The organism is Corynebacterium sp. HMSC11E11 (assembly GCF_001807025.1).
Taxonomy (GTDB): Bacteria; Actinomycetota; Actinomycetes; order Mycobacteriales; family Mycobacteriaceae; genus Corynebacterium; species Corynebacterium freneyi.
The window spans coordinates 69,880-93,978 of the sequence record NZ_KV787152.1 but is presented as its reverse complement, the minus strand read 5'-3'; the positions used below and the strand labels follow the sequence as shown (position 1 = coordinate 93,978).

General features: G+C 68.8%; 17 protein-coding genes. 11 read left to right on the top strand and 6 right to left on the bottom strand.

Going from position 1 to position 24,099, the window contains the following annotated elements; all coding sequences use genetic code 11:
* Nucleotides 1–10 precede the first annotated feature (10 nt).
* The gene (locus HMPREF3121_RS08590; protein WP_070522250.1) at nucleotides 11–946 is read right to left on the bottom strand and encodes an aldo/keto reductase; all 936 of its coding nucleotides are present in this window, start codon (nucleotides 944–946) and stop codon (nucleotides 11–13) included.
* 210 nt (nucleotides 947–1,156) lie between these two features.
* On the opposite strand from HMPREF3121_RS08590, the gene HMPREF3121_RS08585 reads away from it, so the two are divergent.
* The 4 genes from HMPREF3121_RS08585 to HMPREF3121_RS08570 all read left to right on the top strand — a co-directional run bounded on the left by HMPREF3121_RS08585 (nucleotide 1,157) and on the right by HMPREF3121_RS08570 (nucleotide 9,239).
* A complete protein-coding gene (locus tag HMPREF3121_RS08585; protein ID WP_083291551.1) occupies nucleotides 1,157–1,984 on the top strand; it encodes an undecaprenyl-diphosphate phosphatase in 828 nt (275 codons plus the stop codon).
* Nucleotides 1,985–1,994: 10 nt separating this feature from the next.
* Complete coding sequence (gene mshC, locus HMPREF3121_RS08580) at nucleotides 1,995–3,284, top strand: cysteine--1-D-myo-inosityl 2-amino-2-deoxy-alpha-D-glucopyranoside ligase (RefSeq protein WP_070522247.1); 1,290 nt, start codon at nucleotides 1,995–1,997, stop codon at nucleotides 3,282–3,284.
* A 153-nt stretch (nucleotides 3,285–3,437) separates the two neighbouring features.
* On the top strand, nucleotides 3,438–7,082 hold the full coding sequence (metH, locus tag HMPREF3121_RS08575; protein WP_070522244.1) for a methionine synthase: 3,645 nt from the start codon (nucleotides 3,438–3,440) through the stop codon (nucleotides 7,080–7,082).
* Between the two features lie 153 nt (nucleotides 7,083–7,235).
* Entirely contained in the window at nucleotides 7,236–9,239 is a 2,004-nt protein-coding gene (locus HMPREF3121_RS08570; protein ID WP_371327337.1) for a heavy metal translocating P-type ATPase, read from the top strand.
* A 447-nt stretch (nucleotides 9,240–9,686) separates the two neighbouring features.
* Here the strand turns inward: HMPREF3121_RS08570 and HMPREF3121_RS08565 are convergent, their stop codons facing one another.
* A complete protein-coding gene (locus tag HMPREF3121_RS08565; protein WP_070522239.1) occupies nucleotides 9,687–10,730 on the bottom strand; it encodes an App1 family protein in 1,044 nt (347 codons plus the stop codon).
* Nucleotides 10,731–10,751: 21 nt separating this feature from the next.
* Nucleotides 10,752–11,768: a thioesterase family protein gene (locus HMPREF3121_RS08560; RefSeq protein ID WP_246816116.1), complete on the bottom strand. Its 1,017-nt coding sequence runs from the start codon at nucleotides 11,766–11,768 to the stop codon at nucleotides 10,752–10,754.
* A gap of 234 nt (nucleotides 11,769–12,002) precedes the next feature.
* On the opposite strand from HMPREF3121_RS08560, the gene HMPREF3121_RS08555 reads away from it, so the two are divergent.
* The 4 genes from HMPREF3121_RS08555 (at nucleotide 12,003) to aspA (ending at nucleotide 15,557) form a co-directional block, all read left to right on the top strand.
* Nucleotides 12,003–12,692, top strand: a complete 690-nt coding sequence (locus HMPREF3121_RS08555) for an HAD family hydrolase (protein ID WP_083291523.1) — start codon at nucleotides 12,003–12,005, stop codon at nucleotides 12,690–12,692.
* 89 nt (nucleotides 12,693–12,781) lie between these two features.
* Complete coding sequence (locus HMPREF3121_RS08550) at nucleotides 12,782–13,045, top strand: phosphoribosyl-ATP diphosphatase (protein WP_035120671.1); 264 nt, start codon at nucleotides 12,782–12,784, stop codon at nucleotides 13,043–13,045.
* A 91-nt stretch (nucleotides 13,046–13,136) separates the two neighbouring features.
* Complete coding sequence (hisG, locus tag HMPREF3121_RS08545) at nucleotides 13,137–13,979, top strand: ATP phosphoribosyltransferase (protein ID WP_070522432.1); 843 nt, start codon at nucleotides 13,137–13,139, stop codon at nucleotides 13,977–13,979.
* Nucleotides 13,980–14,033: 54 nt separating this feature from the next.
* Nucleotides 14,034–15,557 (top strand): aspartate ammonia-lyase, encoded by a 1,524-nt coding sequence (gene aspA / locus HMPREF3121_RS08540; RefSeq protein WP_070522232.1) that lies wholly within the window; start codon nucleotides 14,034–14,036, stop codon nucleotides 15,555–15,557.
* A gap of 19 nt (nucleotides 15,558–15,576) precedes the next feature.
* Here the strand turns inward: aspA and HMPREF3121_RS08535 are convergent, their stop codons facing one another.
* From HMPREF3121_RS08535 to HMPREF3121_RS08525, 3 genes are all read right to left on the bottom strand, one after another.
* A complete protein-coding gene (locus HMPREF3121_RS08535; protein ID WP_070522229.1) occupies nucleotides 15,577–16,167 on the bottom strand; it encodes a TetR/AcrR family transcriptional regulator in 591 nt (196 codons plus the stop codon).
* A gap of 76 nt (nucleotides 16,168–16,243) precedes the next feature.
* Complete coding sequence (locus HMPREF3121_RS08530) at nucleotides 16,244–18,631, bottom strand: MMPL family transporter (protein ID WP_070522226.1); 2,388 nt, start codon at nucleotides 18,629–18,631, stop codon at nucleotides 16,244–16,246.
* 221 nt (nucleotides 18,632–18,852) lie between these two features.
* Nucleotides 18,853–19,785 carry a RecB family exonuclease gene (locus HMPREF3121_RS08525; RefSeq protein WP_083291522.1) on the bottom strand — a complete coding sequence of 311 codons (933 nt, stop codon included), beginning with the start codon at nucleotides 19,783–19,785 and terminating at the stop codon, nucleotides 18,853–18,855.
* Between the two features lie 81 nt (nucleotides 19,786–19,866).
* Here HMPREF3121_RS08525 and HMPREF3121_RS08520 point away from each other — a divergent pair, with 81 nt between their 5' ends.
* The 3 genes from HMPREF3121_RS08520 to dop are packed head-to-tail and all read left to right on the top strand — an operon-like array spanning nucleotide 19,867 to nucleotide 24,077.
* A complete protein-coding gene (locus tag HMPREF3121_RS08520) occupies nucleotides 19,867–20,703 on the top strand; it encodes a tRNA (adenine-N1)-methyltransferase (protein ID WP_035120661.1) in 837 nt (278 codons plus the stop codon).
* Nucleotides 20,704–20,741: 38 nt separating this feature from the next.
* Nucleotides 20,742–22,472: a proteasome ATPase gene (arc, locus tag HMPREF3121_RS08515; RefSeq protein ID WP_083291520.1), complete on the top strand. Its 1,731-nt coding sequence runs from the start codon at nucleotides 20,742–20,744 to the stop codon at nucleotides 22,470–22,472.
* 9 nt (nucleotides 22,473–22,481) lie between these two features.
* On the top strand, nucleotides 22,482–24,077 hold the full coding sequence (gene dop, locus HMPREF3121_RS08510; RefSeq protein ID WP_070522221.1) for a depupylase/deamidase Dop: 1,596 nt from the start codon (nucleotides 22,482–22,484) through the stop codon (nucleotides 24,075–24,077).
* The last annotated feature ends 22 nt before the right edge of the window (nucleotides 24,078–24,099 follow it).

Genomic DNA, 24,099 nt, shown 5'->3' with positions numbered 1-24,099 from the left:
CCCGGCGGTCCTACAGCGCCACGTCGTCGAGCGCGTCGCAGATGGCGCCCGGCAGCACCAGGTCGTCGGCGGCGAGCAGCTCGCGCAGCTGGCCGCGGGTGCGGGCGCCCATCAGCACCGACGTCACGCTCGGGCGGTCGCGCGTCCACGCCAGGGCCGCCGCCGGGGGGGACACGCCCAACCCTTCGGCGGCCTTGCACAACGCGCCGACGACGGTGACGCCATGGGCATCGAGGTAGTCCTGCACCTCCGCGTCGGCGTGCTCCGATGCACCGCGGGAATCCTCGGGGATCGAATCGCGATACTTGCCCGTCAGCACGCCCTGCGCCAGCGGTGCCCCGGCGATGAACCCGACGCCCAGATGCTCCGCGGCCGGCAGCAGCTCGTGCTCCGGGCCGCGCTGCAACAGGCTGAACTCATGCTGGGCGACGACCGGCCGGATGCGCCCCGCCGCCGCATGCGTCACGGCCAACTGCCAGCCCGTGTAGCCCCGCACGCCTGCGTACCGGACGCGGCCCGACCGCACGGCGAACTCCATCGCGTCGGCGACCTCCTCCGGGGGAGTCGACGCATCCCAATAGCCGGCGGCCCAAATGTCCACGTGGTCGACGCCCATCCGCGCCAGCAGCGCGTCGAGGTCCGCCTCGAGCGCCCGGCGCGAACAATCCACGCGGCGGCCCACCGGCTGGGACGGGTCCACGCCCGACGCCGCCGACAACACGACCTCCCCGCGCAGCCCCTTGCGGCGCAGCACCGACCCCAGCATGTCCTCCGGCGACCCCGACCCCGTCACCGGCGTGGCATCGACGAGCGTGCCCCCGGCATCGACGAAATCGACGAGGATCTTCGCCGCCTCATCACGGTCGGTCCCCATGCCCCATGTCGCGGTGCCCAGGCCCAGGGTGGACACCCGCAGTCCGCTCGCTCCCAAAAGTCGTCGTCGCACGCCACCACTGTACGTGCCGGGTGCTCCCGCCCCCGCACGCCGAGGCGGGCGCCACATGGGCGTCGTCACGCGACAGGCGGGCACCGACGCGACGCCGTGCCCCGCGAGCCCGCCGCCATACCCGCAAACCCGTGGCGGAGGGGTAGCCTGTCCGCCGTGACTTATCCCCCTTCGATCCTCTCCGCCGCCGACGCCGCCGGCGCCACCGACATGACGTGGGCGCAGACCATCGTCCTGTCGATCGCCCAGGGGCTCACCGAGTTCCTGCCGGTCAGCTCCTCCGGCCACCTGCGCATCGTCTCGGAACTGTTCTGGGGCGCCGACGCCGGCGCATCGTTCACCGCCGTCATCCAGCTGGGCACCGAAGCCGCGGTGCTGGTGTTCTTCGCCAAGGACATCTGGCGGATCCTCACCGCCTGGTTCCGCGGCCTGTTCAACGCCGAGGCCCGCGACTTCGACTACCGCATGGGCTGGATGGTCATCGTCGGCACCCTGCCCATCGCGATCATCGGATACCTGGGCAAGGACGTCATCCGCGATGGTCTGCGCAACCTGTGGATCACCGCCGCCGTGCTGGTGCTGTTCTCCTTCGTGTTCATCGCCGCGGAGAAGCTGTCCCGCCGCGACCGCAGCTTCGACCAGCTGACCATGCGCGACGCCATCATCATGGGTTTCGCGCAGTGCCTGGCCCTCATCCCCGGCGTGTCCCGCTCCGGCGGCACGATTTCGGCGGGTCTGTTCCTCAACCTCGACCGTGAGGTGGCCACCCGCTTCAGCTTCCTGCTGGCCATCCCCGCCGTCCTGGCGTCGGGCCTGTTCTCCCTGCCCGACGCGTTCGATCCCGCCGCCGGCCAGGCCGCCTCGGGCGCCCAGCTGCTGGTGGGCACGGCCATCGCGTTCGTCGTCGGTTACGCGGCCATCGCGTGGCTGCTGAAGTTCGTGGCCAACCATTCCTTCGCGTGGTTCGCCGCGTACCGCATCCCGGTGGGCATCCTGGTGATGGTCCTGCTGGGTGTCGGCCTGATGCAGCCGATGTAAGGTTTGCCGCATGCATTCGTGGCCCATCCCGACCGTTCCTTCCGTCGCCGGCGATCCCGTCCCGCTCCGCCTGCATGACACCGCCGACCGGGTGGTGTCGCCGGTGGAGCCCGGCCGGACGGCGACCATGTACGTCTGCGGCATCACGCCGTACGACGCCACGCACCTTGGGCATGCGGCCACGTATCTGACGTTCGACCTCATCCACCGGGTGCTGCTGGACAACGGGCACGAGGTGCATTACGTCCAGAACATCACCGACGTCGACGACCCGCTGTTCGAGCGCGCCGAGCGCGACGGCGTGGATTGGCGTGAGCTGGGCACGTCGCAGATCGATCTGTTCCGCTCCGACATGGAGAACCTGTCGGTCATTCCGCCGCGCGATTACGTCGGCGCGATGGAAAGCGTCGATGAGGTCGTCGAGATGGTCGGGACGCTCCTGGAGTCGAGTGCCGCGTATCAGCTTGACGACGAGTACCCCGACATTTACTTCGACCGCAACGCCACGGCGACCTTCGGGTACGAGTCGAATTACGACGAGGCGACGATGGCGGAGCTGTTCGCCGAGCGCGGCGGGGATCCGGACCGCGCGGGCAAGCGCGACCCGTTGGATGCGCTGCTGTGGCGCGCCGAGCGGGAGGGGGAGCCGGCGTGGGATGCCCCGTTCGGCCGGGGGCGGCCGGGCTGGCACATCGAGTGCTCGGCCATCGCCGTCAACCGTCTCGGCACCGGGTTCGACATTCAGGGCGGCGGCAGCGATCTGGCGTTCCCGCACCACGAGTTTTCGGCCGCCCACGCGGAGGCCGCGACCGGCTGCGCCCGCATGGCCGGCCATTACGTCCACTCCGGCATGATCGCGCTGGACGGCGTGAAGATGTCGAAGTCGCTGGGCAACCTCGTCTTCGTGTCCAAGCTCGTCGCCGCCGGCACCGACCCGTCGGCCATTCGCCTGGGCGTTTTCTCCGGGCATTACCGCTCGGACCGGGATTGGTCGGATGAGGTGCTCGCCGAGGCCAACAACCGGCTGGTGCGCTGGCGTCGGGCCGCGGTCGCCGCGTCGGGCGATTCCGGCGCCGAGGTCGAACGGGCCACCGCACAGGTCATCGCCGCGATCCGCGAGGCGCTGTCGGACGACCTGGACACCCCGCGCGCCCTGGCCGCTGTCGACGAGTGGGCCAATGGCGTGCTCGCCGATTCCTCTGCACACGCCGAGCAGGCCGACACCGAATCCGCCGAGTTCTCCGGCGCCGGCGCCGACGTCGCCGCCGCCCTCGACGCCCTGCTCGGCGTGAAGCTGTAGCCGAGCCGAACGAACGATGGCCCGATGAACCGTGGGTTCTAGTTCACGCTTCTTTTTGCCACCGCAACGTTATGGCGCTGAGGTGGGCCGTCGTCAAGCATGACCGTGACCCGAGGTCTGGTTGACGCACGCAACAGACTAAGGTGTCTACTCATGGTCGATCACGTGGATTCCCCCTTCCTCACCGCACTGCGCGAGCGCGTCCTCATCGGCGACGGCGCCATGGGCACGCAGCTGCAGTCGTTCGATCTCGACGTCGACGACGACTTCCTCGGCCTCGAGGGGTGCAACGAGATCCTCAACGACACCCGCCCCGACATCCTCGAGACGATTCACCGCCGCTACTTCGAAGCCGGCGCCGACCTCGTCGAAACCAACACCTTCGGCTGCAACCTGCCGAACCTGGCGGACTACGACATCGAGGACCGCATTCGCGAACTGGCGGAGAAGGGCACCGCCATCGCCCGCCGCGTCGCCGACGAGATGGGCCCCGGCCGCGACGGCATGCCCCGCTTCGTCGCCGGCTCCATCGGCCCCGGCACCAAGCTGCCGAGCCTCGGCCACGCCCCCTACGCCACCCTGCGCGACGCCTACGTCGAATGCGGCCTGGGCATGCTCGACGGCGGCGCCGACTGCTTCCTCATCGAAACCTGCCAGGACCTGCTGCAGACCCGCGCCGCCGTCAACGGCGTCAAGGAGGCCATGCGGCAGCTGGGCAAGCGCATCCCGATCATCGTCCACGTCACCGTGGAAACCACCGGAACCATGCTCATGGGTTCCGAAATCGGCGCGGCGCTGACCGCCCTGGAGCCGCTGGGCATCGACATGATCGGCCTCAACTGCGCCACCGGCCCCGACGAGATGAGCGAGCACCTGCGCTACCTGTCCAAGAACTCGTCGATCCCCGTGTCCGTCATGCCCAACGCGGGCCTGCCGGTGCTGGGCAAGAACGGCGCCACCTACCCGCTGACCGCCCCCGAACTGGCCACCGCGCTGCGCGGCTTCGTCGAGGACTACGGCCTGTCCATGGTCGGCGGCTGCTGCGGTACCACCCCCGAGCACGTCTCCGCCGTCCGCGACGCCATCGTCGGCGCCGGCGAATGGGCCGACCGCGGCGCCGCCATCCGAGCAGAGCGCGACCCCAACCGCACCGACGACGTCTCCTCCCTGTACTCGACCATGCCGCTGACGCAGGACACCGGCATCACCATGGTCGGCGAACGCACCAACGCCAACGGCTCCAAGGCCTTCCGCGAGGCGATGCTCGACGCCGACTGGGAGACGTGCCTGAACATCGCCCGCGGCCAGGTCACCGACGGCGCGCACATGATCGACCTGTGCGTCGACTACGTCGGCCGCGACGGTCGCGAGGACATGGCCACCCTCGCCTCGCAGGTCGCCACCTCCGTGACGCTGCCCGTCATGCTCGACTCCACCGAGCCCGACGTGCTGCGCGTCGGCCTGGAGAACCTCGGCGGCCGCAGCGCCCTGAACTCCGTCAACTTCGAAGACGGCGACGCGCCCGGTTCCCGCTACCACCGCATCATGGAGCTCGCCGTCGAGCACGGCGCCGCCGTCGTCGCCCTGGCCATCGACGAGGAGGGCCAGGCCCGCACCAAGGACAAGAAGGTCGAGATCGCCGAGCGGCTCATCGCCGACATAACCGGCACGTGGGGCCTGCGCGAGCAGGACATCATCGTCGACTGCCTGACCTTCCCGATCTCCACCGGCCAGGAGGAGACCCGCCGCGACGGCATCGAAACCATCGAGGCCATCCGCGAACTGAAGAAGCGGCACCCCGAGGTGCACACGACGCTGGGCCTGTCGAACATCTCCTTCGGCCTGAACCCCGCCGCCCGCCAGGTGCTCAACTCGGTGTTCCTCAACGAGTGCATCGAGGCCGGCCTGGACTCGGCGATCGCGCACAGCTCGAAGATCCTGCCCATGAACCGCATCGACGAGCGTCAGCGCGAGGTCGCGCTGGACATGGTCTACGACCGTCGCCGCGACGACGACCACCCGGATGGGCCGTACGACCCGCTGCAAACGTTCATGGAGCTGTTCGAGGGCGTTTCCGCCGCCGACGCGAAGGACGCCCGCGCCGAAAAGCTGGCCGCCATGCCGCTGTTCGATCGCCTGGCGCAGCGCATCATCGACGGCGAGCGCACCGGCATCGAGGCCGACCTGGACGAGGGCATGAAGGAAAAGGACCCGTTGGCGATCGTCAACGAGGATCTGCTGCGCGGCATGCAGACCGTCGGCGACCTGTTCGGGTCCGGTCAGATGCAGCTGCCGTTCGTGCTGCAGTCCGCCGAGACCATGAAGACGGCCGTGGCCTACCTCGAGGGCTTCATGGACGCCGAGGATTCCACGGGGTCGAAGGGCACGATGGTCATCGGCACGGTCAAGGGCGACGTCCACGACATCGGCAAGAACCTGGTCGAGATCATCTTGTCCAACAACGGCTACAACGTGGTCAACATCGGCATCAAGCAGCCGATCGCGAACTTCCTGTCGGCCGCCCAGGAGTCGGAGGCCGACGTGATCGGCATGTCCGGTCTGCTGGTGAAGTCGACGGTGGTGATGAAGGACAACCTCGAGGAGATGAACGCCTCGGGCGTGGCGGAACGTTTCCCGGTGCTTCTCGGCGGCGCGGCGCTGACCCGCACGTACGTGGAAAACGACCTCGACGAGATCTACCACGGCGACGTGCATTACGCCCGCGACGCGTTCGAGGGGCTGCGTCTGATGGACGAGATCATGGCGGTAAAGCGGGGCACCGGCCCGGATCCGGATTCCCCGGAGGCGATCGCCGCGGCGGAGGCGAAGGCCAAGCGCAAGGCGCGGCATGAGCGGTCCAAGCGCATCGCCGCCGAGCGGGCCGCGAAGGCCGCCGCAGAGGCGGTCGAGGTGCCGGAGCGGTCGGACGTGGCCGAAGACGTTCCCGTGGCCACGCCTCCGTTCTGGGGCACGCGCATCGTCAAGGGCGTGGCGCTGGACGAGTACCTGACCACCCTCGACGAGCGCGCCCTGTTCATGGGCCAGTGGGGGCTGCGCGGCACCCGCGGCGGGGACGGGCCGTCGTACGAGGAGCTCGTGGAGTCGGAGGGCCGTCCGCGTCTGCGCGCGTGGCTGCAGCGCCTGCGCGCGGAGCACATCCTGCAGCATGCGGCGGTCGTCTACGGCTATTTCCCGGCGGTGTCGGAGGGGGAGAAGGTGCACATCCTGCCCCTGCCGGCCGATGGCGAGGAGCCGGATCCGTCGGCCGAGCCGGTGGTGACGTTCGAGTTCCCGCGCCAGCAGCGCGGCCGGTACCTGTCCATCCCGGACTTCATCCGTTCCCGCACGCGGGCGATCGAGGAGGGGCAGGTCGACGTCATGCCGTTCCAGCTGGTGACCATGGGTCAGCCGATCGCGGATTTCGCCAACGAAATCTACGCCGCCAACGAGTACCGCGATTACCTCGAGGTCCACGGCATCGGCGTGCAGTTGACGGAGGCGCTGGCGGAGTTCTGGCATCAGCGGATCCGTTCGGAGCTGGCGTTTTCCGACGGCACCACCGCAGCACGCGACGACTCCGACGACACCCGCGATTTCTTCGACCTGAAGTACCGGGGCGCCCGCTATTCCTTCGGCTACGGCTCGTGCCCGGATCTGGAGTCGCGGCGTGGGCTGGTGGAGTTGCTGCGGCCGGAGCGCATCGGCGTGGAACTGTCGGAGGAGCTTCAGCTTCATCCGGAGCAGTCCACCGACGCGTTCGTGCTGTATCACCCGGAGGCGAAGTACTTCAACGTGTAGGCGGGTGGCGGCGGCCCGGCGGTGGTCGCCGCGGGCTTGCGCGGACCCGGGCATGCGGGTCCGCGCGGCCGCTTGCTTTACGACGGACCGTCGGCAAGCCTGAGGTGCCGACGACAGGTAAGCCACGGTTACCAACAACCGCCCAGCCCATACTTGCTGGTGAAGACAGGTTTTTCCGGCAACAATGGTGTCATGGGCACAAAAGATGGTGGCGTGAGCACCAAAACGGAAACGCGGTCACCGGCGAACACCGCTCCCGCCGGATCACCGACGGCGGGGCAGGCGTTGCGGGGATTCGCCTCCTCCCGCGACGGAATGTTGGCGCTGGCCACGTTGGCGGCCATCGCGATCCACCTGGTGCTGAAATTCGCCGTCGGCCTCGACGGTTGGGCGGCCGACTGGCCGTTGGTGGCCATGGTGGTCGTCGGCGGCATCCCGCTGACCATCGATGTGGTGAAGGGCGCCATCGAAGCCCGCGGCGGCGCCGACATGCTCGCCGCGGTGTCCATCATCTCCGCCGTGCTGCTGGGCGAATGGCTCGTCGCCGCGATCATCGTGCTCATGCTCTCCGGCGGCGAGGCGCTGGAGGAAGCGGCGTCGAAACGCGCGTCGGCCACCCTCGACGCCCTGGCAAAGCGCAGCCCGTCGGTGGCCCACCGCCTGCGCGGCGCGGACCTCACCGACGGAGTCGACGACATCCACGCCGACGAGGCGCAGGTCGGCGACCTGCTGCTGGTTCTGCCGCATGAACTGTGCCCCGTCGACGGCGAGGTCGTCGACGGCGACGGCGCCATGGACGAGTCCTACCTGACCGGCGAGCCGTACGTGGTGAAGAAGTCGAAGGGCTCGTCAGTGATCTCCGGCGCGGTCAACGGCGAAACGGCCCTGACCGTGCGGGCGGAGAAGGTCGCGGGCGACTCCCGCTACGCCAAGATCGTCGGCGTGCTGCGCGACGCGGAGGACAACCGCCCGCCCATGCGCCGCATGGCCGACCGCCTCGGCGCCTGGTACACGCTGGTGGCCCTGGCGCTCGGCGTCATCGGCTGGGTGGCGTCGGGCGACCCGACGCGGTTCCTGGCGGTCGTCGTCATCGCGACGCCGTGCCCGCTGCTCATCGGCGTGCCGGTGGCCATCATCGGCGCGATCTCGCTGTCGGCAAAGCGCGGCATCATCATCAAAAACCCGGCGATGCTCGAAGACGTCGGCCGCGTCGAAACCGTCATGTTCGACAAGACCGGCACCCTCACCTACGGCCGGCCCATCGTCACCGACGTGGCCACCGCGCGCGGCCTGGACCGCGACGAGGTGATGGCCGCGGCGGCGGCCGTCGAAAAGTACTCCAAGCACCCGCTGGCCACCGCCATCGTCGCCGACGCGGAGGAGCGCGGCGTGGACCTGCCGACCGTGGAATCGGTGTCGGAGAAGCCGGGCCAGGGCCTCGTCGGCGTCGTCGGCGGCCGTGAGCTGCGCCTGACCAACCGCACCGGACTCGCCGACATCGACCCCGAGTCCGTGCCGCTGCTGCCCGAGCGGGAAATGGGCATGGAGTCGGTGATCCTGCTCGACGACGCCTACGCCGCGACCGTCACCTTCCGCGACGAACCCCGCACCTCCGCATCGGATTTCGTGGCCCACCTGCCGAAGCACCACGGCGTCGAGCACATGATGATCATCTCCGGCGACCGCGAAGCCGAGGTGCGCCGACTGGCGGACAAGGTCGGCATCGACGAAGTCCGCGGCGGAGTCAGCCCCGAGGATAAGCTCGAGATCGTCCGTGAGCGCACCAAGCTGGGACCGACCCTGTTCCTCGGCGACGGCATCAACGATGCGCCGGCGATGACGGCCGCGTCGGCGGGCATCGCGTTCGGCGCGACCTCCGACGTCACCGCGGAGGCGGCCGACGCAGTGGTGCTGGATTCCTCCCTGGAACGCCTCGACGACCTCATCCACATCGGCGCCCGCATGCGCCGCATCGCCCTGCAGTCGGTCATCGGCGGCATGGGCCTGTCCACCATCGGCATGCTGCTGGCCGCGTTCGGCCTGCTCACGCCGATCATGGGCGCCATTGCCCAGGAGGTCATCGACATCGTCGCCATCGCCAATGCCGCCCGCGTGGCCATGGTGCGCGGGGAACTCAGCGATTTCGACGACGAGTAGGGGAGCACCGGCCCGGTGCGTGCCCGCCACCGCACGGTTGGCCGCGGCGGCACGGCTGATCGCCACCGCACGGTTGGCCGCAGCCGCACGGGTAATCGCCACCGCACGGTTGGCCGCGGCGGCACGGTTGCTCGCACCCGTGGGCCTGCACCCGCCCGGCCGCGCGTTGCAAAGCAACTCGAACCGGAACGGAATCGCCGACGCCCCCACGCAAACCGGCGCCGGGCCTCGTTGCCCAACGCCGGGCCCCGTTAGACGACAAATGCAGCCTCACCCCAAGTGAACGCAGGTAAATCCCCAGGACGGAAAATCGGGAGGCTGCATTTGTCGTACAAGGCGGCTCTGACCATCGCCAAACGGCCGCGCTTCCGGCCGACCCCGAACTGACGGCTTTCCGACGCTAGCGGCCGCCCTGCTCCACGGAACCCGCCCCGCCACGCAGCCGCGCTACTGGCCGTCCTGCTCCACGGACCCCGTCACCTGCGGGAAAGGCCGGGCGCGGAACCTCTCCAGCAGCTCGTGGCCGTCGGCACCCTGGATAACCGGGGCACCGTGCCGGTCGTCGCCGTCGATCTTCTCCAACGCCGACGCCGTGCCGTGCGACAGAACGTGCTCGCCGGGGGAGAGCTGCCGGATGGCAACGCCGGCGACGCGGTCGGGATGCTCGAACACCGCATCGCTGTAGATCAGCGGGTCATGCTGGCCGTCGTCGCCGACCAGGATCCAGTTGATGTCCGGGAAATCGATGAACAGGTTCCGCAACTGGACCCGCTTGTGCTCCTGGCCGGAACGGAACAATCCGGTCGGGGTGGGGCCCCAATCGGTGAGCAGCATCGGGCCGTCGGGCAGCCCGTTGACGGCGAGGAAATTCTCGAGCGTCTCGAAGGTATTCCACGCGCCCGTGGACAGGTAGACCACCGGCGCACCCGGGTGATCCGCCAGGAGCTCGCGGTAAAACTCGGCCATCCCCGGCACCGGCTTGCGGGTGTTGGTGTGGCGCACCCACGAATTCCAGGCGGCCAACACCGCGCGCGGCAGCCAGGTGACCATGACGGTGTCGTCGATGTCGGACACCAGGCCGATGCGTGCCGACGGCTCGACGATGAGGACGCGCGCCGTCACGGGACGGGCATCGCGCGCCTCGATGGTGACCTCGTTCCACCCCGGCTCCAGGCCGTGGTCGAGGACGAGGACGTCGATGTATCCGTTGGAGTCGGTCCTGGAGTGGACGACCTGGTCGCCGACGCGGACCGTGACGGGGTGATCGCCGACCTGCGTGGTGATGAACTGCCGCCACCCGCGCTGGATATCGGTCTGCGGTTCCGAATACGGGTCCTCCATGAGCACGCGGCCGAGGACGTGGACGCGATCGACCGACCCGTAACCGGAGAACCCGGTGATGGCGGGCCGCCAGCCCTTCGCCAACTTCCGCTGCCGCCCCACGCGGTTGATCATTCGTTCGGTTTTGCGCGCGACGTCGGAGAGGGCCATGCCGACGAGGTTACCGCCCCGCTACGTCGACTGCGGCCTAACCAGCAGGGTTTGCATGGAGCGGCCGACGGGGCCGTGGACGTCGTAGAGGTCGGCGGCGGTCATGCCGATGCCGTCGGGGCCGATGGAGGCCTTGGCGGAGATGCCGATCCATTCGCCGCGCGGCTCGCGGTGGAGGTGGACGACGAGGTCGGTGTTCATGAACATCCACTCGCGGGGGTCGAGGGATGCGCCGACGCCGTTGGCGACGTCGACCATGCTCATGAGGTATTCGACGCCGTCGGTGGTGTCGCCTGCGACGATGGGCTTGTCGGTGCGCACCCAGTGGATGCGGTGGTGGCCGTCGGGTTCGTCGGGGTCGGGCAGGCTGGTGATGTCGATGGAGTCGATGTAGCCGCAGTCCCAGTCGTCGTAAAGCGGCCCGCCGACGGTGGCCTGCTCGGGTCCGGGGATGGGGCGGGCGAAGGACTTTTCCACTTCGTCGGTTTCGAGGACGGCCATGCGCCAGGCGGCGGCGGAGGCGACGGCGCGCCAGTTGCCGTTGCGGTCTTCGGCGAGCAGTTCGGCTTCGACTTTGAGGATCTGCTTGCCGGGCCGGGTGATCCGTGCGCGGGTGCGCATTTCGGTGTAGGGCACGGCGCCGAGGATGTCGACGGCGACGCGGGTGGTGCGCATGCTGTCGGGCAGTCCGGGGCAGCGTTGCAGGGCGTGGGTGAGGATCGCCGCCGGGGGAGCGCCGTGTTGGAACGCGCCCCAGGGGCCCCAGGTGTGCAGGGTGGGGCGGTAGCGTTCGATGGTTTCGCCTTCGGGCAGGCCCATTTCCTCGGGGTCGGCTTGGCCGAGGTGTTCGAAGTACGCGTTGATTTCGGTGGCGGGGTCGAGCCCCATCTGCTTGATGCGGTCGTGTTTGGTGGGGTCGCCGAGGGCGTTGGGCTTCGGCGGGCGGGTGTCGGGCTTGCCTTGCTTGACGACGTTGGCGGGGGAGCCGTCGGCGGGGGAGCGTTCGGCGGCGTGGTCGTGTCCGATGCTGTTGTCCATGCCGTGACGCTATCAGTTAATCGCCGCTAACGTGATGCGGAACACACGTTACTGGGGTCGAACCGTCGTGGGGTCGAACCGTCGTGACGTATCCACGCATCGTCGTGAAGCCCCCGCCGACCGGCGCGCGACAACCGCCGACCGTCGTAAAGCACCTGCGAACCGCGGCCGACCGGGACACCCGGAAGCCCACCTGCCCGGCGCTTTTCGTCCGCCCCGGCTACCGTGGCGGGGGTGCGAGCGATTCTCTGGGACATGGACGGCAGCCTCATCGACACCGAACCGTTGTGGGAGGTGGCGACCTACGACGTTTCCGAACGACTGGGCCGGCGACTGACCCCCGAACTGCGGGCGAAGTGCATCGGCAACACCCTGCCGGACACCATCGCGATCTGCGCCGAGCACGCCGGGGTGGAGGTCACCGACGAGGTCATCGCCCGCGAATCCGAGTTCATGGAGTCCCGCGTGGCGCAGCTCATCGCCGAACGCGGCATCCAGTGGCGCCCGGGCGTGCGCTCCATCATCGAAGAAGCGCACGACGCCGACATCCCGGTGGTGCTGGTGACCAACACCCGCCGCCGCGTCGCCGAATACTGCATCGAGGCGATGGGCCGCGACGCCTTCACCGACACCGTCTGCGGAGATGACGTCCCCGCCGGCAAGCCCGCCCCGGACCCGTACCTGCGCGGCGCGGAAATCGCCGGCGTCGACCCGGCCGACTGCCTGGCGCTGGAGGACTCCGTCACCGGCGTCCGCTCCGCCATCGCCGCCGGCTGCCGCGTCCTGTGGGCGCCCATGCCGCAGGCCGCCCCACCGGCCGAGGCGATCGCCGAATTCGCGCCTCCCGCTGAACATCTCGACGGCGACCTCGGCGACTGGAGCCTCGACGACCTCCGCGCCGTCCACGCCCGCCTGTCCCGGTAGCCGAGGCGCCGCCCCGCCCGGGGGTCGTCCGACGCCCACCGGCCACCCTCCCGTCGCGGCGCATGGGGGCGCGTGGAATGATGGTGCGCGTGAAAAACTTCGATGATCTCTTCGCGGAACTGAAGGACAAGGCGGCCAGCCGCCCCGAGGGGTCGGGCACCGTCAAGGCGCTCGACGCCGGCGTGCATTTCCAGGGCAAGAAGATCGTGGAAGAGGCCGCCGAAGTCTGGATGGCCGCGGAGTACCAGTCCGACGACGAGCTGGCCGAGGAAATCTCGCAGCTCATGTACTGGACCCAGGTCGTCATGGTGCAGCGCGGGCTGACGCCGGAAGACATCTACAAGTACCTGTAAACGCCGGCGCGCCCGGCCGCGGGAAGGCGGCCCGGGCCACCGCGGCAGCGTCCCGCCGCACCGAACAACGAGGAGCAACATCGTGACCACCCTGCGCGTCGCAGTGCCCAACAAGGGCTCCCTGTCCGAGGCCGCCCTGGAGATTCTGCAGGAGGCCGGGTACCCGGGCCGCGGCGAGTCGAAGAGCCTCTCCGTCGCCGACGAGGCCAACGACATCGAGTTCTACTTCCTGCGTCCCAAGGACATCCCGGTCTACGTGGGCAACGGACACCTGGACCTCGGCATCACCGGCCGCGACCTGGCCGCCGATTCGCTGGCCCCGGTCACCGAGGTGCTTTCCCTCGGCTTCGGCGCGTCGACGTTCCGCTACGCCGCACCGGCCAACGAAAACTGGACGGTGGAGGACCTGGCGGGCAAGCGCATCGCCACGTCGTACCCGAACCTGGTGCGCGAGGACCTGAAGAACCGCGGCATCGACGCCGAGGTCATCCGCCTCGACGGCGCGGTGGAGATCTCCATCCGCCTGGGCGTGGCCGACGCCATCGCCGACGTCGTCTCCACCGGACGGACGCTGCGCAAGCAGGGGCTGGCGGTCTTCGGCGATTCGCTGTGCGACTCCGAGGCCGTCGTCGTGGGCCGCCGGGACAACGAGGTCACCGAGGCGCAGCGCGTCTTCCTCGGTCGCCTCACCGGCATCCTGCACGCGAAGAACTACATGATGATCGACTACAACATCAGCACCGCCAACCTCGAGGCGGCGACCCGCGTCACCCCGGGCCTGTCCGGTCCGACCGTGTCGCCGTTGGCCAACGAGGACTGGGTCGCCGTGCGCGCCATGGTTCCCCGCGATCTCGCGAACCCGCTGATGGACCAGCTGGCCGGACTCGGCGCGGAGGCGATCCTGGCCTCGGACATCCGCATCGCCCGCATCTAGCGCAAAACGGGGCCCGACCAGCGTTTTTTGCGCCGCACACGTACAGTCGTAGGCATGGGCCCCGATACGAACACGCACCGAACGTCCGCCACTCGCACCGAAACCGATCTGCTCGGTCAGCGCGAAGTCCCCGCCGACGCCTACTACGGCATCCACACCTTGCGCGCCGTCGAGAACTTTCCCATCTCCGGCACGACCGTCAACGACGTCCCGGAGTTCATCCGGGGCATGGTGATGGTGAAGAAGGCCGCGGCGATCGCCAACCGCCGCGTCCACACCATTCCCACCGACGTCGCCGACGCGATCATCTGGGCGTGCGACCAGGTGCTGGTCAACCACCGCTGCATGGATCAGTTCCCGATCGACCTGTTCCAGGGCGGCGCCGGCACCAGCGTGAACATGAACACCAACGAGGTCATCGCCAACCTCGCCCTGGAGTACCTCGGCTTCCCGCGCGGCCGCTATGACGTGGTCAACCCCAACGACGACGTCAACCAGTGCCAGTCCACCAACGACGCCTACCCGACCGGGTTCCGGCTGGCGGTGCACATCGCCATGACCGGTCTGATGGCCGAGATGGACGAGCTCGAGTACGCGCTGCACGCCAAGGGCGACGAGTTCAACGACATCATCACGATGGGCCGCACGCAGCTGCAGGACGCCGTGCCCATGACGCTGGGGCAGGCGTTCCACGCGTTCGCCAACAACCTCGCCGAAGAGCACGCGGTCATCCAGGAGGCCGCCGACAATCTGCTGGAGGTCAATCTCGGGGCGACGGCGATCGGCACCGGCGTCAACGCCCCGTCCGGGTACCGCCAGGCGGTGGTGCAGGCGCTCGGCGAGGTCACCGGCCTGTCGGTGTCGTCGGCGAAGGACCTCATCGAGGCGACGTCGGACACCGGCGGCTACGTCAACGCCCATTCGGCGCTCAAGCGCGCGGCGATGAAGCTGTCGAAGATGTGCAACGACCTGCGTCTGCTGTCCTCCGGGCCGCGCGCGGGCCTCAACGAGATCAACCTGCCCGAGCGGCAGGCGGGGTCGTCGATCATGCCGGCGAAGGTCAACCCGGTCATTCCCGAGGTGGTCAACCAGGTGTGCTTCAAAGTCTTCGGCAACGATCTGACGTTGTCGATGGCCGCGGAGGCGGGGCAGCTGCAGCTCAACGTGATGGAGCCGGTCATCGCGCAGTGCCTGTTCGAGTCGATGTCCCTGCTGCGCCGCGCGTCGAAGACCCTGCGGACCCTGTGCATCGAGGGCATCACCGCCAACGCGGACGTGTGCCGGGCGTACGTGGACAATTCCATCGGCATCGTGACGTACCTGAACCCGGTCATCGGCCACCACGAGGGAGACATGATCGGCCGGGAGGCCGCCGCCGGCGGCAGGGGCGTGCGCGAGTTGGTGTTGGAGAAGGGGCTTCTCGACGAAGCCGAACTCGATCGCGTCCTGTCCACCGACAACCTCATGCACCCGGAGTACCGCGGCAAGCGCTATGTGGCGGGGGAGACCCGCCTGTCCGAGCTGGGGCTTGACGACGATGCCGGGCGCGATGCCGATGCCGGGGGCGCCGTCGACTGAACCGGTCTTCGGCCGTCTCTCAGTCGATGCCGGCGGAGATGAACGAGAAGGCGTCGTCAAGCATCTGCTGCGTGGTGCGGCCGGCGGCGAGTTCGCCGTCTCGCACCGCCTCGAACACCACGCTCGACGCCGACAGGCACATGTGGATGAGCGTCTGAGCCTCGAACGGGGACAGCCCGCCGCCCGACCGCTCGACGATCGCCCCGCGCAGCCCCCGGAAAATGCGGTGCGCGCGGTCACCGCCGTCCGGGCCGAGCCCCACGATGACGTGCTCGGCGACGGTGACCAGATTCGGCACCGACGCGATGTCCTCGACGGGCCGGTCGTACATCGCGACGATGATGCCGCGCAGCACCTCGAACGGCGACTGGTCCGCCGGGGCCGAGCGCATCGCCGCTTCCCACCCGTCGATCTTTTCCTCGATGAAGTGCAGGAAGGCGTCCTCGCGGGCGGCGAAATAATTGTGGAACGTGCGGGTGGACACCCCGGCGCGCGACGCGATGGCCGCGACCGTGGCACCCTCGTCGCCTTCGGCCACCAGCAGCTCCACCGCCGCCGTGGCCAGGCTGTTCTTGGTCTGCAGCTTCTTCTGCTCGCGCAGTCCGGACATGGCCCCGCACCCTTCCGTTCCTCGCCGTCGCCCGCGCGGAGGGCCCGCGCGATCGGGCGTGTTCCCGTTGAACGTATCAGGCCCCGGAATCGGCGGAATCGACCTTTTCCACCGGCGTGGCGGGCGGGGCGGCGACGTCGAGCGACTCGCCTTCGATGTCCGCCTTCGGCAGCACCTTGTCCAGCCATGCCGGGATCTTCCAGGCACGCTCGTCGAGCAGGAACATCGTCGCCGGAATGATGGTCATGCGGACGATGAACGCATCGAGCAGCACCGCCAGGGCCAGGGCGAAGCCCATGACCTTGATGAAAGGTTCGTCCATGAGCATGAACGCCGCGAACACCGAGATCATGATCAGCGCCGCCGCGGTGACCACGCGGGCGCCGTGCTTGAAGCCGTTGGCCGTCGCGTTGCCCGCGGTCTTGCCGTGCGCCCAGCCCTCGCGCATGCGGGTGACCAGGAAGACCTGGTAGTCCATGGCCAGCCCGAACACGATGCCGATGAGCATGATCGGCAGGAAGCTGATCAGCGGCTGCGGGTCGGACACGATGCCCAGCCAGCCCTCCTGCCACAGGGCGACGGTCAGGCCGATGGTCGCGGCGACCGACAGTCCGAAGCCAAGCGCCGCCAGCAGCGGCACCCACAGCGAACGGAACACGACCATGAGCAGCAGGAACGCCAGCACCATGATGATGGCGACGTACGGCACCAGAACGTCGGACAGGCGCTCGGAAATGTCCTCGTAGATGGGGGAGACGCCGGTGACGGAGTACGTGGCCGGGGTTTCCTCCTCGAAGGAGGTCTCGCCCGCGCGGATGTTCTCCAGCACCTCAGCGGCACGCGGATCGGTGGCGCCGACCTCGGGGGTGATCAGGACCTGCGCGGCCGCGCCGTCCTCGGAGATTCCGACGACCTGAGCGTTGACCACCCCGTCGATGCCCTGGATGTGGGCCGCCGCCTGGGCGTGGATCATGGGCAGCTGCGCGGGATCGACGTCGGCGGCGGAGGAGTCGCCGACCTCCACCAGCGCGACCATCGGCGCGTTGCGGCCGGGACCGAAGGCCTCGTCGATCGTCTCGTAGGCGGTGCGGTTGGGGGTGCCCGGAGCCGCGGACCCGTCGGAGGGCATGGCCAGGCGCAGATGGGTGACCGGAATCGCGGCGAGCGCCAGCATGATGACGCCGCCGAGGAGGAACACCACCGGGCGGGCGCGGATCATGCGGACCCACTTCAGGCCCATGGTCGGCTTCTCGTCCTCCGGGTCCGGCGCCTTGACGAACGGAGCACGGGCCGCGAAGACCTTCGTGCCCACCGCGCCGAGGATCGCCGGCAACAGCGTGACGGCCACGAGCACGGCGATGAAAACGGTCGCGGCGGCGGAAAACGCCATCGCGGTGAGGAAGTCGATGCCGATGATCGACAAGGCGACCAGCGCGATGATGACGGTCATGCCCGCGAACACCACCGCCGTACCGGCCTTGCCGACGGCGAGCCCCGCCAAATGGGCCCGCTGGCGGAACGGGATTCCGAGCAGTTCGTCGGCAAGCTCCTTCGGCTCGAGGTCGTTGCCGCCGACGTGGAGCACCAGCTCATTGCGGAAACGGGACAGGATGAACAGGGCGTAGTCGATGCCCACCGCCAGGCCGATCATGACGGCCAGCGTGGGCGTCATCGACGCGATGGAATCGGTGACCGACGTCGCCGCGTACACGCCCGCGATGCCGATGCCGACGCCGATGACGCCGGTCAACAGGGGCAGCCCGGCGGCGACGAAGGAACCGAAGGTGATGATGAGCACCATCGCGGCCACGGCGATGCCGACCAGCTCGGAGACGAACGACAGCTCGTTGGTCTGGAAGACGTTGCCGGCGTAGGAGATGTCCAGTGCGCCGTCGTCATGGTCGTCGACGACGGCGGCGAACGCGTCCTTGGCGTCGCCGGTGACGCCCATCGCCCCCTCGGCGTCGAAGGTGACGGTGACCGTGCCGGTGGCCTTGTCCGCGGACAGCGGGGACACGGCGGCGATGTTGGCGTCGATCTGCTCCTGCGGCACGCCCTGGCCGGCGTACTGCTCGTTCATCTGCTGGGCGACGCCGCCGGCGGCGAGCACGGGGGAGACCAGCGCGTCGGTGTCGGCGAGCACGTCGAGCCCGCGCAGGTCGGCGACGAATGCGTCGACTTCGGCGGAGACGTCGGGGTCGGTGAGTGCGGCGCCGTCGCGGGCCTGGATGACCACGGTGCCGGTGGGCGCGTCGAGCGCGTTGCCCTCGCCGGGGAAGCGCTCCTGGATTCGTTCCTGGGTCTCCACCGACTCGAGGCCTTCGATGGTGAAGGTGTTGCTCATCGGTTGGGTCAGCGTCGCGGCGGCGGTGCCGGCGCCGAGAATCAGCAGCAGCCAGACGGCGATGAATCGCCATCGATGGAGGTAGGCCGACCGGCCCACCTTGTACAGGAATGTCGCCATGCGGGGCGGCCCCTCTTTCGTCGTCGTGTCGGCGGGGTTCGCGGACGCGCCGCGTTCGGTGCTCGTCCAGTGCTTTACGCCGCTGCTTTACGACGTTCGCGTCCCCCTGTCAGCCACCCCAGAATATTGCAGTGCTCATGCAAACCCCAAGGCGGGCGCCCCGCGGTGTGCGCAATCTCACGCACGGTCGACGACGGTGATGGGGCGACCGCCCGGCGCGCCTACTCGCCGTGGGCCCCCGGCCATCCGGGGTACTCGGGCGGGGTGCCGCCGAACGCCGGGCACAACTCCTGGAAAGAACACCAGCCGCACAACTTCGACTTCTTCGGACGGAAGTCGCCGAACTCGCCGTCGCGGACGATGGCGGCCCACAGGTCCGCGAGTTCCCCCTCGAAACGCTCGAGTTCCCCGGCGGTGGGCGAATGCGTCAGGTCGTCGGCGACCTTCAGGTACATCAGCCGCAGCTGCTCGGGGACGTGGCCGGTCAACCGCCACCACACCAGGGCGTAGAACCGCATCTGGAACAGCGCCTCGTCCTGGAAACGCGGGTGGGGCTTCTTTCCGGTCTTGTAGTCGACGATGCGCACCTGCCCGGTGGGGGCGACGTCGACGCGGTCGATGAAACCGCGCACCGGCACGCCCCCGCCTGCACCGGCATCGACGCCGAGCGTCATCTGCACGAATTTCTCGATCTCCGCCGCATCGAAGCCCGTCGGGTTCTCCATGATGAAGTACCCCTTGAGCAGACCACGGCATTCGACGAGGAAATCGAACAGCGACTCCTCGGGCACGAGCCGGGCGAGTTCGCCGTCGGCGTCGTCGTCAAGCATCCGCCGCCACGTGGGTTTGAGCTGCTTGACGGCCGCCGGGTACGAGCGTTCCTCCCGGGGCCGCGCATGCATGTCCTCGAGAACCGCATGAACGAGCGTGCCCTTGACCTGCGCGACGGTCGACGGCTCGGGCAACTTGTCGATCGCCCGGAACCGGTACTTCAGCGGACACTGCCGGTAGTCGCCCGCCCGCGACGGCGACAGCGCAAGCCCCCGTCGGGCATTCGGGGACGGCGACGCGGGGGCGGCGGCCTCATCCGGAGCAGACGCCGCCGAAGCGGACCCAGCGGAAGTCGAATCGGAGTGCAGGGGATTTTCGGGCATACTGGCCAGGTTAACCCGGGGCACGGATCCAACCGCCGCACCCCGCCACCGACCGCAGACGATGCAGCGAGGATCAGACACATGGCAGACAGCGGCCCGTTCCAGGAAGGCGATCGCGTCCAACTCACGGACTCGAAGAACCGGCACTTCACGGTGACGCTGGAAAAGGGCGGGCAGTTCTTCACCCACCGCGGCGCCATCGCCCACGACGACCTCATCGGCGCGCACGAGGGCACCACCGTCACCTCCGCCGAAGGCACCGTCTACCTGGCCATGCGCCACCTGCTGGTCGACTACATCCTGTCCATGCCCCGCGGCGCCGCCGTGATCTACCCGAAAGACGCCGCCCAGATCATCGTCGAAGGCGACATCTTCCCCGGCGCCCGCGTCCTGGAAGCCGGCGCAGGCTCCGGCGCCCTGAGCCTGAACCTGCTGCGGGCCATCGGCCCGGACGGCACCCTGTTCAGCTACGAAATCCGCGAAGACCACATCGAACACGCCGAACGCAACGTCGTCGAATTCCTGGGCGACAAGCCCGACAACTGGCACCTGCGCCTGGGCGACATGTCCGAGGTGACGCAGGAAGACCTCGGCGGCCCGGTCGACCGCATCATCCTGGACATGCTCGCCCCGTGGGAATGCCTCGACGCCGCATCGGCGCTGCTGCAGCCCGGCGGCGTGCTCATGGTCTACGTCGCCACCGTGCCGCAGCTGATGAAGGTCATGGAGGGCATCCGCAACCAGAAGTGCTTCACCGAGCCGCGCGCCTGGGAATCGCTGGTGCGCGACTGGAACGTCAAGGAGCTGTCCGTCCGCCCCGCCCACCGCATGCAGGCGCACACCGCCTTCCTGGTGTGGGCCCGCCGCCTGGCCGACGGCACAGTGCCCCCGCGCCCGCAGCGCCGCAACCAGAGGTAGCGCCATATCCCGATCTTCGGGTGAGTAACCTGGGATTCATGACCACCCCCGCCGACACCATCCGCGATCTCCGGCAGAAGAACCGCACGTTGGGCGCGCGCAACGAAAAGCTCGTGGAGCTGCTCCGCGAGTCGCGCGACCAGCTGACGCTGTTGCGCCAGGACCTCGAGCAGATGACCAATCCGCCGAGCACGTACGGCATCTTCCTGGAACCCGCGAAGGGCAAGATCGACGACCCGAACGGCCCGATCGAGCAGACCGGCGGGTCGAGCCGGCCCGCGCAGGCGGCGGAGGTGTGGACGGGCAACCGCCGCATGCGGCTCAACGTCCTGCGCAGCCTCGACGTCGCCGACTTCAAGCCCGGCACGATGGTCCGCCTCACCGACGGCAATCTCGTCGTCGAGGACTGCGGCTACCCCGACCACGGCGACCTCGCGCTGGTGCGCGAAACGCTGCCCGACCGGAAGCGGGTGTTGGCGACGGACCACCATGGGGAGGAGTTCGTCGTAAAGCTCGCCGGCGACCTGCAGGCGAAGGTCGGCGACACGGTGCTCATCGACCGCAAGTCCGGCCACGCCTTCGAGGTGATCCCGAAGGCCGAGGTCGAAAACCTCGTGCTGGAGGAAATCCCCGACGTCGAATACTCCGACATCGGCGGCCTGAAGCGGCAGATCGCGCAGATCCACGACGCGGTGGAGATGCCGTTCCTGCACCCGGAGCTGTTCACCCGCTACCGGCTGCGGCCCCCGAAGGGCGTGCTGCTGTACGGCCCGCCCGGCAACGGCAAGACGCTCATCGCCAAGGCGGTGGCCAATTCTCTGGCCCGCAAGATCGCCCTGAACCAGGGCCACTCGGAGGAGGAGGCGCGCCGGGCGCAGTCGTACTTCCTCAACGTCAAGGGCCCGGAGCTGCTGAACAAGTTCGTCGGCGAGACGGAGCGGCAGATCCGCCTGATCTTCGACCGCGCCCGCGACATCGCCGAGGCCGGCCGCCCGGTCATCGTCTTCTTCGACGAGATGGACTCGATTTTCCGCACCCGCGGTTCGGGCGTGAGCTCGGACATGGAGAACACGGTGGTTCCGCAGCTGTTGGCGGAGCTCGACGGCGTGGAGGGGCTGGAAAACGTCATCGTCATCGGCGCGTCGAACCGCGAGGAGATGATCGACCCGGCGATCCTGCGCCCGGGCCGACTGGACGTGAAGATCCGCATCGAGCGCCCCGACGAGGAGGCGGCGAAGGACATCTTCACCAAGTACCTGACGCCGGACCTGCCGTATTCGGCCGCGGAGATCGAACGCCACGGCGGCGTCGAGGAGCTGGTGGCCGCGTTGACGGATTCGGTGGTCGAGCGGATGTACCGGACGAGCCCGGAAAACGAGTACGTGCGCATCCGTTACGCCGACGGGTCCAGCGAGATGCTGTACTTCCGCGACTTCAATTCGGGCGCGATGATCGCCAACATCGTCGACCGCGCGAAGAAGCACGCCATCAAGGCGGTCATTTCCGGTGCCGGCGAGGGCATCACCGAGGAGCATCTGCTGCGTGCGGTGGGCGAGGAGTTCGCCGAGAACGAGGATCTGCCCAACACGTCGAATCCGGACGAGTGGGCCCGCATTTCGGGCCGGCCGACGGGTCGCGTCGTCGACGTGCAGGTCATCCAGCATCAGCACGTCCACGAGGACGCCGAGTTCGGGGTGCTCGGATCGGCGTCGGATTCGGGGCGGGGTTTTTCGCTTGACGACGGTCCGCGCGAGGGCGCGGGAGAGTAGGAGCGGCACATGGCGCGCGTAGTGGGCACCGAAATCGAATACGGCATCACGTCGCCGGGCAAGCCGGAGCTCAGCCCGATCCTGACGTCGACGAAGGCCGTGCTGGCGTATGCCGAGGAGCACTCGGGAGGGCTGGACCGCCGCACCCGGTGGGATTACGAACCGGAGTCGCCGTTGCGCGATTCCCGCGGCTTCGACCTGCGCCGGTACCGCATGGCACCGGTCGTCGACCCCAATGCGTTGGGCGCGGCGAACCTGATCCTGGTCAACGGGGCGCGGTTCTACGTCGACCACGCCCATCCGGAGTATTCTGCGCCGGAGACGACGTTGGCGTACGACGCGCTGGTGGCGGACCTCGCCGGGGACCGGATCATGCTCGAGGCGGCGCAGCTGGCCGGGCGCGGCGCGACGGCCGACGCGGCGGACGGCGAGGCGGGCGACGGATCGGGCGGTTCCGATGACGACGCCGAGCCGGTCGAGCTGAAGATCTATCGCAACAACGTCGACGGCAAGGGCGCCAGCTACGGGGCGCACGAGAACTACCGGTTCCGGCGGGACACCGACTTCGACGCGATCATCGCGGGCCTGACGCCGTTTTTCGTCACCCGGCAGGTGTTCACCGGTTCCGGGCGCGTCGGGCTGGGGCAGAAGGGCCAGGAGCCCGGGTTCCAGATCTCGCAGCGCGCCGACTACATCGAAACCGAGGTGTCGCTGGAGACGACGCTCAACCGCGGCATCATCAACACCCGCGACGAGCCGCACGCCGACGCCGACCACTGGCGACGGCTGCACGTGATCATCGGCGACGCCAACCTGTCGCAGACGGCGACGCTGCTGAAGCTGGGCACCACGTCGCTGGTGCTCGACGCCATCGAGGACGGGGTCGACTTTTCCGACCTTGCGCTTCGCGATCCGGTCTCCGACGTCCAGCGCGTGTCCCGCGACCTGACGTGCACGGTGAAGCTGCAGCTCGACGACCACGTCACGCACCTGACGGCCATCGAGATCCAGCGCCGCTACCTCGAGCGCGTCGCCCCGTATGCGGCGAAGTCGGACGAGGCCACCGGCGCGACCGGCGTGAAGTCGGCGGCGCACGTCGTCAAGCTGTGGGGCGAGGTCCTCGACCTGCTCGAAGCGGATCCGCTGTCCACGGCCCACCTGTTGGATTGGACCGCGAAACTCAAGCTCATGGAGGGCTTGCGCGCCCGGGCCGGCATCGGCTGGGATCACCCGAAACTGGCGCTCATCGACATCCAGTACTCGGACATCGACCCGGCCCGGGGTCTGTACCACGCGCTCGTGCGCCGCGGCGCCATGCGCACCATCGTCGACGACGCCGAAGTCGAACGCGCCATCACCCACGCGCCCGAAACAACCCGCGCCTACCTGCGCGGCGGGCTGCTGCGCCGCTTCAGCGACGACGTCGCCGCGGCCAGCTGGGACAGCGCGATCGTCGACGTGGGCGATGAAATGGTCAAACTGTCGCTGAGCGACGTCTCCGGACTGGGGGCGGACACCGTCGGAAAGCTCCTGGAGGAGTCCCCCGACATCGCGAGCCTGGTTGCCGGTCTCCGGGAGCGCGGGCTGGCAGGATTGACCCGGTAGAGCCACGACGCGCGGGCGACGA

Excerpts from the sequence above, each read along its gene's own strand:
- HMPREF3121_RS08585 (WP_083291551.1), top strand. The coding sequence starts at position 1,157 with ATGACGTGGGCGCAGACCATCGTCCTGTCGATCGCCCAGGGGCTCACC.
- mshC (WP_070522247.1), top strand. The coding sequence starts at position 1,995 with ATGCATTCGTGGCCCATCCCGACCGTTCCTTCCGTCGCCGGCGATCCC.
- metH (WP_070522244.1), top strand. The coding sequence starts at position 3,438 with ATGGTCGATCACGTGGATTCCCCCTTCCTCACCGCACTGCGCGAGCGC.
- HMPREF3121_RS08565 (WP_070522239.1), bottom strand. The coding sequence starts at position 10,730 with ATGGCCCTCTCCGACGTCGCGCGCAAAACCGAACGAATGATCAACCGC.
- HMPREF3121_RS08560 (WP_246816116.1), bottom strand. The coding sequence starts at position 11,768 with ATGGACAACAGCATCGGACACGACCACGCCGCCGAACGCTCCCCCGCC.
- aspA (WP_070522232.1), top strand. The coding sequence starts at position 14,034 with ATGGGCCCCGATACGAACACGCACCGAACGTCCGCCACTCGCACCGAA.
- HMPREF3121_RS08535 (WP_070522229.1), bottom strand. The coding sequence starts at position 16,167 with ATGTCCGGACTGCGCGAGCAGAAGAAGCTGCAGACCAAGAACAGCCTG.
- HMPREF3121_RS08530 (WP_070522226.1), bottom strand. The coding sequence starts at position 18,631 with ATGGCGACATTCCTGTACAAGGTGGGCCGGTCGGCCTACCTCCATCGA.
- HMPREF3121_RS08525 (WP_083291522.1), bottom strand. The coding sequence starts at position 19,785 with ATGCCCGAAAATCCCCTGCACTCCGATTCGACTTCCGCTGGGTCCGCT.
- HMPREF3121_RS08520 (WP_035120661.1), top strand. The coding sequence starts at position 19,867 with ATGGCAGACAGCGGCCCGTTCCAGGAAGGCGATCGCGTCCAACTCACG.
- arc (WP_083291520.1), top strand. The coding sequence starts at position 20,742 with ATGACCACCCCCGCCGACACCATCCGCGATCTCCGGCAGAAGAACCGC.
- dop (WP_070522221.1), top strand. The coding sequence starts at position 22,482 with ATGGCGCGCGTAGTGGGCACCGAAATCGAATACGGCATCACGTCGCCG.